Raw genomic sequence first — 11,016 nt, 5'->3', positions numbered from 1 at the left:
GCCCGAGAACAGCAGCACCGGGCGCTCGAACTCGGCGACGACCTCCCGCATCACGAAGATGCTCTCGGCTTCGAGAGCGTCAAGGTGGGAGACTCGGTAGGCAGCCGGCTGCTCCGGCCCAGGCTGGACCATATCCAGACCTTTCCTAGTGCTTTACTCGGGAATTAACCCTACACGCCGTGGCGCGCGTGGATCAACGATGCTGTGACAAGGCCGACAGCAGGTCAGCGGCCAGATCGCGGCGGCACACCAGCAGGTCGGGCAGGCTCGCGTTCGCCTGGTTGTAACGCAGCGGCGCGCCGTCGACCCGGGAGGTGTGCAGGCCGGCCGCGGCGGCGACCGCCACCGGCGCCGCCGAGTCCCACTCGTACTGGCCGCCGGCGTGGATGTAGGCGTCGACCTCACCCGTCACCACGGCGGCGATCTTCGCGCCGGCCGAGCCCATCGGCACCAGCTCGGCGCCGACCTGCTCGGCGACCGCGGCCAGGAAGGCCGGGGGGCGGGTGCGGCTGGTCGCGATGCGGATGGCCCCGCCCGCGGCCGCCTCCGGAGACAGCGGGGGGTACGCCGGAGCCGGCTCGCTGCCGAGCACGCGCTGCTGCGCGGGCAGCCCCACGGCACCGGCCACCAGCTCGCCGTCGTGCTCACCGGTGCGCCGCCACAGGGCGACGTGCACGGCCCAGTCGGCGCGGCCCTGCTCGCCGAACTCGCGGGTGCCGTCGAGCGGGTCGATGATCCACAGCCGGTTGGCGGTGAGCCGGACGGGGTCGTCCACGCCCTCCTCGCTGAGCACGGCGTCGGCGGGCCGCCAGCGGGCCAGCTCCGTCATGATCAGATCGTGCGAACGCTTGTCACCGGCGTGGCGCAGACCGGCCGGGTCGTCGAACCCGATCTCGTCGCGCAGGGTGAGCAGCAGGTCGCCGGCCTGTCGGGCCAGCCATACGGCGAAGGCGCCGTCTTCCACCGGGGGCATCAGTACGCTCCAGAGCTTCGGGCAACGGCGGTCAGCGTACGCAGAAGGATGAGCAGGTCCATGGACATTGACCAGTTCTCGACATAGCGCAGGTCCAACCGGACCGCCTCCTCCCACGGCAGGTCCGACCGTCCGGAGACCTGCCAGAGTCCCGTCATGCCCGGTTTCACCGCGAGGCGGCGGCGTACGTCGTCGGCGTACGCGGCGACCTCGTGCGGCAGCGGCGGGCGCGGCCCCACCAGCGACATCTGCCCCAGCAGCACGTTGAGCAGCTGCGGCAGCTCGTCGAGGGAGTAGCGGCGCATCCACCGGCCCATCGCGGTCACCCGCGGATCGTCCCGGATCTTGAACAGCACCCCGTCGTGCTCATTGAGATGCTTCAGCTCGGCCAGCCGCGCCTCGGCATCCACATACATCGTACGGAACTTGTAGATGACGAACTCACGCCCGTCCCGCCCCACCCGCACCTGCTTGAACAGCGCCGGTCCGGCCGAGTCGATGCGCAGTGCCATCGCGGTCACCAGCAGCAGCGGCGCGAACACGACCAGCAGCAGCGCCGCGCCGATCCGGTCCATCAGCTCCTTGACCACCCGGCTGCCGCCGGACAGCCGCGGATGTTCCACGTGCAACATCGGCAGGCCGTCCACCGGGCGGATGGTGGTGCGGCCGCCGGCCACGTCGATCAGCGAGCTGGCCACGATCAGGTCGATCTCGTCGCGCTCCAGCGCCCAGGCCATCCGGCGCAGCGCGTGCCCGTCCAGCTCGGGGCAGCTCAGCACGATCACGGTGTCCGCACCGGCGGCGCGCACCGCGGCCGCCACGTCGTCGAAGGTGCCGTACACCGGCAGCCCGACCCGGCCGTCGCTGCCGCGCGGCACGCACGCCCCGACGACCTCCAGGCCGTGGAAGCGCTCGCGGCACAGCTGCCGGGTGAGCCCGATGATGGCCAGCTCGTGCCCGACCACGATGACCCGGCGCAGGCAGTCGCCGCGCTCCCGGCGGCGGTGCAGCGACTTGCGGATCAGGAAGCGGGTGACGACCAGGGCGGCGGTCGCGGCGGGCGGCGCGATCAGCACGTACGAGCGGGCGGTGGGAAGTTCGAGCGCGTACGAGCCGACGGCCGCGCTGGCGATCAGCCAGAGCCCGGCCCGCATGACGCGGTCGTACTCCTGCGTGCCGACGTACAGGTGGCGCTTGTCGTAGGCCCGGGTCAGCGCCAGCGACGCGACGAGCGCGAACGGCAGCGCCAGCGACAGCAGCAGGTACGTCGTGGTGTACGGGGTGACCGGGTGCCCGAAGCGCAGCATGTAGACGAGCAGGCCCGCCGCGGCCCCGACGAGCAGGTCCGAGGTGATGAGGGTACGCAGGTAGCGCTGCTCCCAGCCCTTGCGGCGATCGAGGACGCGCACCGGCGTACCGATGTGGGTGCTGCCGCCGTGCAGCGGGCGGCGGCCCACCGCGGGCCGGTGCGCCGGGGTCTGCGGGCGGACCGCCACCAGGCCGACCGGCGCGGGGCTGAACGGGGCCGGGCCCGCCGGGGTCGGCGTGGCCGTGTAGGCGAGCGCAGCGCCGTCGTCGGCGAGCCGGTGCCGCTGCGGATAGGGTCGCGGGCCGCGTCGATCGTCGTCGCGGCGCTGCTCCATGAATGCCCCCCGTCACCGACGCGGCGCACCGAATCCGGCCTGCTTGAAGGGGCCGGAGCAGGTGCGCCTGCCGGATACAACGCGGGATTGGGGCAAATGTGACGGCGGGAGGTCCTGTCGGGATCAGGCAGTGTGGTAGGTCTGCTGCGCGGCCGCCAGGCCGACCTTCACGATCGCCTCCACCGCGTCCGCCGCCCGGTCCACCAGGAACTCCAGCTCCTTGCGTTCCACGCTGGAGAAGTCGGACAGCACGAAGTCGGCCGGGTCCTGCCGGCCCGGTGGGCGGCCCACGCCGAAGCGCACCCGCAGATACTCCTTCGTGGACAGCGACTTGGTCATCGAGCGCAGCCCGTTGTGGCCGCCCTCGCCCCCGCCCACCTTCAGCCGCAGCTGGCCGTACGGGATGTCCAGCTCGTCGTGCACGGCGATGACCTGCGCCACCGGCACCTTGTAGAACTGGCTGAGCGCGGCGGCCGGGCCGCCGGACAGGTTCATGTAGGTCAGCGGCTTCACCAGGACCAGGCGCGGGGCGTCCGCGCCGTACCCCAGCCGCGCCTCGGCCACGTCCGCCACCGCCTTGCGGTGCCGCCCGAACTTCACGCCGGTGCGCTCGGCCAGCAGGTCGGCGATGTGGAACCCGACGTTGTGCCGGTTCCCGGCGTACTGCGGCCCCGGATTGCCCAGGCCCACGATCAGCCACGGCGCTGCCTGCTCCATGCCTACTTCTCCCCACATACGCTCGTGGCGTCCTTCATGCCGTTACACAGCATGAAGGACGCCACGGACGGAGCTGAAACGAGATCAGGCCTCGGCGGCCACGGTCTCGGCGGCCTCCTCGGCCTCGGCCTCGGCGGCCTCGGGCGCCTCGGCGGTCTCGCCCTCGAGCTGCTCGGCGGTCGGGGCCAGGCTCACCACGGCGACGATGGTCTCTGCGTCGGCGACCAGCTGCGCGCCACGCGGCAGCTTGACGTCACCGGCGGTGACGTGCGAGCCGGCCTCCAGGCCCTCGATCGAGGCCTCGACGAACTCCGGCAGGTGCAGCGCCTCGGCGCTGATCGCGATCTTGTCGTGCTCGGTCATCACCAGGGTGCCCTTGGCGGCCTCGCCGACCAGGTGCACCGGCACCTCGACGGTGACCTGCTCGCCGCGCTTGACGATCACCAGGTCGATGTGCTCGTAGGTGTCCTTCAGCGGGTCACGCTGGATGGCCTTCGGCAGCGCCAGGGTCTTGGTGCCGTCGGGCGCGACGAGCTCGAAGACGGTGTTGATGCCGCCGTGGCGGATGGCGGCGGCGAACTCACGGGCCGGCACGGCGATGTGGCGCGGGGCCTCACCGTGGCCGTAGATGACGGCGGGCACGAGGCCCAGACGACGGGTGCGGCGAGCGCCGCCCTTGCCGAACTCGGTACGCGGCTCGGCGCTGATCTTTACCTCAGACACGACTACTTCTCCTGCTCAACGGGTCTCTTGTCAGGCCGAGCGAACGAGGGCGCGCGGGAAGACCCGGAGCACCGCGTCGATCACGGCGCCATCAACAGGTAGTTACGACCCGCAGGGCACCCTCGCCGTGGCAACCCCGAAAGCTTACCCGATCACTTTGGGTCATCCCCGGCGGGGCGGCCGATGTCACCCCTTCCGGTCGCCGTGCGCCGCGGCCGGAAGGGGCGTGCGCCGCCAGGGTCAGCTCAGCCCGCCGAAGAGGGTGGTCACGGAGCCGTCGTCGAAGACCTCGCGGATGGCGCGGGCCAGCAGCGGGGCGATCGAGAGCACGGTGAGCTTGTCGAACGTCTTCTCCGTGCCCAGCGGGAGGGTGTTGGTGACGATGACCTCGCTGATCCGGCTGTTCTTCAGCCGCTCGGTGGCCGGGTCGGAGTGCACCGCGTGGGTGGTCGTCACGATGACGTCCGCGGCGCCGTTGTCGAACAGGATGTCGGCGGCCTTGCAGATGGTGCCCGCCGTATCGATCATGTCGTCGACCAGGATGCAGGTGCGGCCGGCCACCTCGCCGATGACCCGGTTCGCCACCACCTGGTTGGGCTTGAGCGGGTCGCGGGTCTTGTGGATGAATGCCAGCGGGCAGCCGCCCAGCCGGTCCGTCCAGCGCTCACCGACGCGCACCCGGCCCGAGTCGGGCGACACCACGGTCAGCTCGCGGTGGCCGTAGTTGGCCTGCACATAGTCGGCGAGGATGTCCATCGCGAACAGGTGGTCCACCGGGCCGTCGAAGAAGCCCTGGATCTGCGCGGTGTGCAGGTCGACGGTGAGGATGCGGTTGGCGCCCGCCGTCTTGAGCAGGTCGGCGACCAGGCGGGCGGAGATGGGCTCCCGGCCGCGGTGCTTCTTGTCCTGGCGGGCGTACGGGTAGAACGGCAGCACCACGGTGATGCGCTTGGCCGAACCCCGCTTCGCCGCGTCGATCATGAGCAGCGTCTCCATGATCCAGTTGTTCACCGGCTGGGTCATGGACTGGACGATGAAGGCGTCCGAACCGCGGACGGACTCCTTGTAACGGACAAACGTCTCACCGCTGGCGAAGTCATATGCCGTCGTCGGGGTCACCCCCACGCCGAGCACCTCGCCGATCTCCCTCGCCAGCTCGGGGTAGGCCCGGCCAGAGAAGAGCATCAGGTTCTTGCGGTTCTCCGTGACGATGCTGCCCATCGGCTTGCCGCCCCTTCACGATGGTCTGCGGTCAGTATCACCTTTTCGCTTCATCCTCTCCCGGCGGTTCGCGAACCAGCCACCAAGGCCGTTCGCGGGTGCGACAGATCACGGACACACCGCTTGCCCGGGAGTTCACGCAGGTGACATGAGGGTGCCTTGCCCGCCTCGGACGGGTGGCGCTACCTTCGTTAAGCACAACTGTCCGTACAGAAAGGCGAAGCCCCGATGGGTCGCGAACAGTCCGGGGAGCCGACGCTGATCCAGCGCCGGATCCTGCTGCTGCTCGCCGCCGGCTTCACCGTGCAGACCATCACCAAGCTGGTGTTCCTGAGCGAGCGCGCGGTGCACGACCACATCGCCTCGCTCAAGCAGCAGACCGGCGCGAAGAACCAGTTCTCCCTCGGGGCCGAGGCCGCCAAGCGCGGCTGGCTCGACGAGGACGGCAACCCCGTCGAGCGTCACTGACGCCGACCGGCGCGGCGTCACCGCACGCGCCGGCCATCCCGGGCAGGGCGCTCAGCCCTCCTCGCCCGCCTGCTCCTTCAGGGCCCGCTCGGCCGCCTCCGCCGACGCAGTGCCGCCCCGCGTGCGCTGCACCCAGCCCTCGATGTTGCGCTGGTGCGCCCGCGCCACGGCCAGCGCGCCCGGCGGCACGTCCTTGCCGATCACCGAGCCGGCCGCGGTGTACGCGCCGTCGCCGATCGTCACCGGCGCCACGAACGTCGTGTCGCAGCTGGTCTTCACGTGCGAGCCGATCGTGGTGTGGCTCTTCGTGGTGCCGCTGTAGTTCGCGAACAGGTTTCCGGCACCGATGTTGGTGTGCTCGCCGATCGTCGCGTCGCCCACGTACGTCAGGTGCGGCACCTTGGTGCCCTCGCCCAGCGACGCGTTCTTGATCTCCACGAACGTGCCGACCTTGCCCTTGCGCGCGATGCGCGCCCCCGGCCGCAGGTACGCGTACGGGCCCACGGACACGTTCGGGCCGATCTCGGCCTGCACCGCGTGCGCGCGTACCACCTGGGCCTGCTCGCCCACGCTCGTGTCGATCAGCGTCACGTCCGGGCCGACCACCGCGCCGGAGGCGACCGAGCTGGCGCCCCGCAGCTGCACGTTCGGCTCCAGCAGCGCGTCGCGCTCGACGGTCGCCGTCACGTCGACCCAGGTCGTCGCCGGGTCGATGATGGTCACGCCGGAGCGCATCAGGTCCAGGTTGATCCGGTCGCGCAGCAGCGCCCGCAGCGAGGCCAGCTCGGCCCGGTCGTTGCAGCCCAGCGTCTCCACGGCGTCGGCCGCCAGGTGCACCCGCACCGGCGAGCCCTCCGCCACGAACAGCGCGAAGACGTCGGTCAGGTACTCCTCGCCCTGGTCGTTGTCCGTGGTCAGCTTCGCCAGCGCGGCCCGCAGCGCCGCCGCGTCGAACGCGTAGATGCCCGCGTTGATCTCGCGGATCGCCCGCTGCTCCGGCGTCGCGTCGCGCTCCTCCACGATGCGGGCCAGGCCGCCGTCCGCGTCGCGGACCAGCCGGCCGAGACCGGTCGGGTTCGGCACCTCGGCGCCCAGCACGGTGGCGGCGGCGCTCGCGTTCTCGTGCGCCTCCACCAGAGCCTGCAGGGTCTCCGGGCGCAGCAGCGGCACGTCGCCGTTCAGCACCACCACGGTGCCCGCGACGTCGCCCAGCGCCTCCAGCGCGATGCGCACCGCGTGGCCGGTGCCGTTCTGCTGCGCCTGCAGCGCCGTCGACACCTCCGGCGCGATCTCGGCCAGGTGCGCGGTGACCTGGTCGGCCCGGTTGCCGACGACGGCGAGGGTGCGCTCCGCGCCCAGCGGCGCGGCGGCGGCGAGCACGTGGCCCACCAGCGAGCGCCCGAGGAGCGGATGCAGCATCTTCGGCAGGTCCGACTTCATCCGCTTACCCTCGCCGGCCGCGAGGACGATCACCGTACGAGTCACGAGACGCCTGTCTTCCATTTGGAAACTGTGCTAGCTGGGGCGCCTGGATTCGAACCAGGACCTTCCAGATTCAAAGTCTGGTGAGCTGCCATTACTCCACGCCCCATCCGGCGCCAAAGCTTATCGTGGTTCGCCCGCGGATGCTGCACCGGTTCGGCGGTCGAGTTCGTCGATGATCCCCTCGATCCGCCAGTAGAGTTCGCGCCTGCGCCGTGCGGTCACCACGAGGCATCCGTGGTATGCGCTTCCCTGGTTGTGTCGTGAGCTGCTGGGACGGTGGCGCTTGATGGTGGCTTTCCGGAAGCACTCCAGCGGCACGCCGAGCTCGGCCGCCCACCAGCGCGCCGCTTCGTCCGGATCGGCGGTCTCGTGGATGCTCACGCGACAGGTGAGTTCGCTGCGGCTGACTCCGGCCGACTCCAGGAAGCGGATGAAGATCCGCAACAGGCGGGGGTCCGTGTTGGTGATCGTCACGCGTCCGTCGTTCGCCCGCCAGGGCTTCTCCTTGGTCCCCTCGCACCAGAAGATCACCGCACCGATCAGAGCAAGATCCTGTTCGGTCAGCTCGCCGACGACCGCCTGCCCGGTGTCTCGCGCGAGCTCCCTGCGCTGCGCGGTCTGCACACGGTGCGCGCTCCAGCGCGCATCGGTCATGGCGCGCGAGTGCGCGCGGCGTCGCGCGGCGGCCTCGGCATCAGAGTCGAGGGGTATGTGACGCACCCATTGAAAGGCGGTGGAACGGGCGACGCCCAGCCTCGATGCGATGTCCGGCACCGAGCACCCCGCCTGTCGCAGCACTTCCGCCTGTGCACGTAGTTCCGGCTTGGCCACGCGGTGACGTTAGAACTGACGTACGACACTTCCGGCCAGCCGCTCCAGCAGCGTAGGGACTGCCGTACCAAATTCTCGGGGGCCTGCCCCCTGTCAAACTACGGTTGCGTAGGTTACGGTGACGTAGGTAGCCCGATTCAGACTTTCCGCCCCAGCTCCAGCGAGGTGCCATGACCACCACTGCCATCGACACGCCCACCGGCACCGCCACATCTCAGCGGGGACAGAAGCCGCTCACCGAGGGGCAGCAGTCCAAGGGCACCCTGATCGGGCTCTGGGCGTTCGTGACCCTGCCGTTCCTGGCGCTGTTCGCGGTGATCCCGGTCGCCTGGGGCGGCTGGCTGAGCGGCACCGACGTGGCGATCTTCGCGGTGATGTACGTGGTGACGGGGCTGGGCATCACGGTCGGCTACCACCGCTACCTGACGCACAGCTCGTTCAAGGCCACCCGCTGGCTGCGGGTGACGCTGGCGGTCGCGGGCGCGATGGCCGTGCAGGGCTCGCCGACCCAGTGGGTCGCCGACCACCGCCGCCACCACCAGTACTCCGACCTCGAGGACGACCCGCACTCGCCGTGGCGCTTCGGCAACTCGCTCAAGGGCCTGACCAAGGGCATGTTCCACGCGCACGTCGGCTGGCTGTTCGCCCGTGAGCTGTCCAACCGGGCCCGCTTCGCGCCGGACCTGGTCGCCGACAAGGACATCCAGAAGGTCGACAAGCTGTTCGGCCTGCTGTCGCTGACCACCGCGTTCGCCCCGGCCGTCGTCGGCGGCCTGGTGACCTGGTCGTGGCAGGGCGCGCTGACCGCGTTCTTCTGGGCCGGCCTGATCCGCATCGGTCTGCTGCACCACGTCACCTGGTCCATCAACTCGGTGTGCCACGTGTACGGCGAGCGCCCGTTCGAGATGCGCGAGGGTGACAAGGCGTCGAACTTCTGGCCGCTGGCGATCCTGTCGTTCGGCGAGAGCTGGCACAACCTGCACCACTCGGACCCGACCTGTGCCCGGCACGGCGTGCTGCGCGGCCAGATCGACATCTCGGCCCGGGTGATCTGGCTGTTCGAGAAGTTCGGCTGGGCCACCAACGTGAAGTGGCCGAAGGTCGAGCGGGTCAAGGCCAAGATGATCGACCGCGACGCCCAGCCCAAGCTGGCCCGGTGACGGTAGAGACCACAGGCAGTCCGGCCACGCCCCCGTCCTCCTGGCAGGATGGGGGCGTGGCTGACGACGTACGCGAGACCAGGCCGGCCCGGCAGGCCGCGCCTCCGAAGGCCGGGTCCCGGGTGCGGATGAGCTTCTCCCAGCGGCGCGAGCAGCTGATCGCGGTGGGCCGCCAGCTGTTCGCCGAGCGGGGGTTCGACGCGACGTCCATCGAGGAGATCGCGTCGCGGGCCAAGGTCTCCAAGCCCGTGGTGTACGAACACTTCGGCGGCAAGGAGGGCCTGTACGCCGTCGTGGTGGACCGCGAGGTCACCTCGCTGCTGACCCGGATCACCACCGCGCTGACCGCGGGGCACCCGCGGGAGCTGCTGGAGCAGGCGGCGCTGGCGCTGCTGGACTACATCGAGGAGGAGACCAACGGCTTCCGCGTGCTGGTGCGCGAGTCGCCGGTGATGTCCTCGTCGGGCAACTTCTCCTCGGTGCTGAACGACGTCGCGCACCAGGTGGAGCACATCCTGGGCGCCGAGTTCAAGACGCGGGGCTACGACCCGAAGCTCGCCGAGCTGTACTCGCAGGCGCTGGTGGGCATGGTGGCGCTGACCGGCCGCTGGTGGCTGGAGGTGCGCAAGCCGCGCAAGGAGACGGTGGCCGCGCACCTGGTGAACCTGTGCTGGAACGGCCTGTCCCACCTGGAGGCCAAGCCCGCCCTGCTGACCCGCAAGGACAAGAAGTAAGCCCTACTTGTTCGCGTGCGGTTTGACGGCGAACTTGTCCCCGGGGCGGGTGCTGTGCCGCAGCACCTCTTCGGCGATGGCCTCGGCGGGGGTGCCGACCTTCCCGTACATCCCGGCGATCAGCAGGATCGTGCCGATGATGAACGAGACCACCGTGGTGGCCACCTCGAAGTTGAGCTTGTTCGCCGGGGTCTGCATCAGCAGCAGCATGAACAGGCCGGCGAGCAGGAACACCGCACCACCGATCATGTTGATCCAGTGGTCGACGTTGCGGCCGATGAACGCCCCGCCGAGCACGACGGCGCCGACGATGATGGACAGCCACGCGAACGCCGGGTTCGTCTTGAGCCCGAGAGCGTCGGTGTCGGCCCGGCTGAAGAACGGCTCACCGGCGGAGCGGACGGCGCCGACGATGCCGAACACCAGCAGGTACGCCCCGCACAGTCCCGCCAGGAAACGCCATTGCGGCCGCAGCCGGTGATTGAGCGGTAGGTGCATACGGCCAGTGTCCCGCCGGAAGTGTCCCGGCGGGACCGAAACGACCGATTCAGTGCGCGCCCTGGCGGTGGGCCTGCTCGGCGGCGGCCTTCGCGGCCGAGCCGACCTTGACGTACATGCCGGCGGTGAACAGCACCGAGCCGATCAGGTACGACACGAGGCAGGTGGCCATCGTGAAGTTGAGCACGTTGGACTCGGTGCGCATCAGCAGCATCATGGCGGTGCCCGCGATGAGGAACCCGGCGCCGACCCACATGTTCACGAACCGGTCCAGGTTGCGGCCGACGAGCGTGGCGAGCAGCACCGCGACGCCCGCGCCGAGGCTGGCGTACGCGAACGCGGGGTTGGTGCGCAGGCCGAGCGCGCGGGCGTCGCCCTGGCCGAAGAGCGGCTCGCCCTGGGTCTCCAGGTAGCCGAGCACCCCGAACGCCAGCACGAACAGCCCCGCGAGCAGGGCCAGCCCGCGGTAGAGCGGGCGCAGGGAGTGGTTGACGGGCATGTGCGAGGCCATGTCGCGGCTCCGGGTGGTACGAGGGGTCAGGGGCGGCGTGAGGCTATCAGGC

Annotated in this window: 12 protein-coding genes and 1 tRNA gene; 3 read left to right on the top strand and 10 right to left on the bottom strand. The window is 70.3% G+C overall.

The features are described 5' to 3' along the window. Window positions 1–193: 193 nt before the first annotated feature. From Cba03nite_RS19605 to Cba03nite_RS19585, 5 genes are all read right to left on the bottom strand, one after another. The gene (locus Cba03nite_RS19605; protein WP_203747977.1) at window positions 194–973 is read right to left on the bottom strand and encodes a 3'(2'),5'-bisphosphate nucleotidase CysQ; all 780 of its coding nucleotides are present in this window, start codon (window positions 971–973) and stop codon (window positions 194–196) included. Beyond that, the gene (locus tag Cba03nite_RS19600) at window positions 973–2,616 is read right to left on the bottom strand and encodes a sugar transferase (protein WP_203747975.1); all 1,644 of its coding nucleotides are present in this window, start codon (window positions 2,614–2,616) and stop codon (window positions 973–975) included. Before Cba03nite_RS19600 ends, Cba03nite_RS19605 begins: the two co-directional genes overlap by 1 nt. Window positions 2,617–2,739: 123 nt before the next feature. Next, entirely contained in the window at window positions 2,740–3,333 is a 594-nt protein-coding gene (gene pth, locus Cba03nite_RS19595) for an aminoacyl-tRNA hydrolase (RefSeq protein WP_203747973.1), read from the bottom strand. 84 nt (window positions 3,334–3,417) lie between these two features. Then, window positions 3,418–4,056 (bottom strand): 50S ribosomal protein L25/general stress protein Ctc, encoded by a 639-nt coding sequence (locus tag Cba03nite_RS19590; RefSeq protein ID WP_203747971.1) that lies wholly within the window; start codon window positions 4,054–4,056, stop codon window positions 3,418–3,420. 240 nt (window positions 4,057–4,296) lie between these two features. Beyond that, window positions 4,297–5,277, bottom strand: a complete 981-nt coding sequence (locus Cba03nite_RS19585) for a ribose-phosphate diphosphokinase (RefSeq protein WP_203747968.1) — start codon at window positions 5,275–5,277, stop codon at window positions 4,297–4,299. 228 nt (window positions 5,278–5,505) lie between these two features. Between Cba03nite_RS19585 and Cba03nite_RS19580 the strand changes: the two genes are divergently transcribed. Continuing rightward, window positions 5,506–5,745 carry a LuxR C-terminal-related transcriptional regulator gene (locus Cba03nite_RS19580; RefSeq protein ID WP_203747966.1) on the top strand — a complete coding sequence of 80 codons (240 nt, stop codon included), beginning with the start codon at window positions 5,506–5,508 and terminating at the stop codon, window positions 5,743–5,745. A gap of 51 nt (window positions 5,746–5,796) precedes the next feature. Here the strand turns inward: Cba03nite_RS19580 and glmU are convergent, their stop codons facing one another. From glmU to Cba03nite_RS19565, 3 genes are all read right to left on the bottom strand, one after another. Further along, window positions 5,797–7,248, bottom strand: a complete 1,452-nt coding sequence (gene glmU, locus Cba03nite_RS19575; RefSeq protein WP_203747964.1) for a bifunctional UDP-N-acetylglucosamine diphosphorylase/glucosamine-1-phosphate N-acetyltransferase GlmU — start codon at window positions 7,246–7,248, stop codon at window positions 5,797–5,799. Between the two features lie 16 nt (window positions 7,249–7,264). Then, a tRNA-Gln gene (locus tag Cba03nite_RS19570) sits at window positions 7,265–7,336 on the bottom strand. 14 nt (window positions 7,337–7,350) lie between these two features. Continuing rightward, window positions 7,351–8,061: a helix-turn-helix domain-containing protein gene (locus Cba03nite_RS19565; RefSeq protein WP_203747961.1), complete on the bottom strand. Its 711-nt coding sequence runs from the start codon at window positions 8,059–8,061 to the stop codon at window positions 7,351–7,353. A 170-nt stretch (window positions 8,062–8,231) separates the two neighbouring features. Between Cba03nite_RS19565 and Cba03nite_RS19560 the strand changes: the two genes are divergently transcribed. Beyond that, the gene (locus tag Cba03nite_RS19560; RefSeq protein WP_203747959.1) at window positions 8,232–9,221 is read left to right on the top strand and encodes an acyl-CoA desaturase; all 990 of its coding nucleotides are present in this window, start codon (window positions 8,232–8,234) and stop codon (window positions 9,219–9,221) included. Window positions 9,222–9,349: 128 nt separating this feature from the next. After that, window positions 9,350–9,955, top strand: a complete 606-nt coding sequence (locus Cba03nite_RS19555; RefSeq protein WP_203748081.1) for a TetR/AcrR family transcriptional regulator — start codon at window positions 9,350–9,352, stop codon at window positions 9,953–9,955. A gap of 3 nt (window positions 9,956–9,958) precedes the next feature. Here the strand turns inward: Cba03nite_RS19555 and Cba03nite_RS19550 are convergent, their stop codons facing one another. Then, entirely contained in the window at window positions 9,959–10,453 is a 495-nt protein-coding gene (locus Cba03nite_RS19550) for a DUF4383 domain-containing protein (RefSeq protein ID WP_203747956.1), read from the bottom strand. A gap of 49 nt (window positions 10,454–10,502) precedes the next feature. After that, entirely contained in the window at window positions 10,503–10,964 is a 462-nt protein-coding gene (locus Cba03nite_RS19545; RefSeq protein ID WP_203747953.1) for a DUF4383 domain-containing protein, read from the bottom strand. Between the last annotated feature and the right edge of the window lie 52 nt (window positions 10,965–11,016).

This window comes from Catellatospora bangladeshensis, from assembly GCF_016862575.1.
GTDB lineage: Bacteria > Actinomycetota > Actinomycetes > Mycobacteriales > Micromonosporaceae > Catellatospora > Catellatospora bangladeshensis.
Note: the sequence above shows the minus strand (reverse complement) of the source record. Positions and strands in the feature narration are given on the sequence as shown.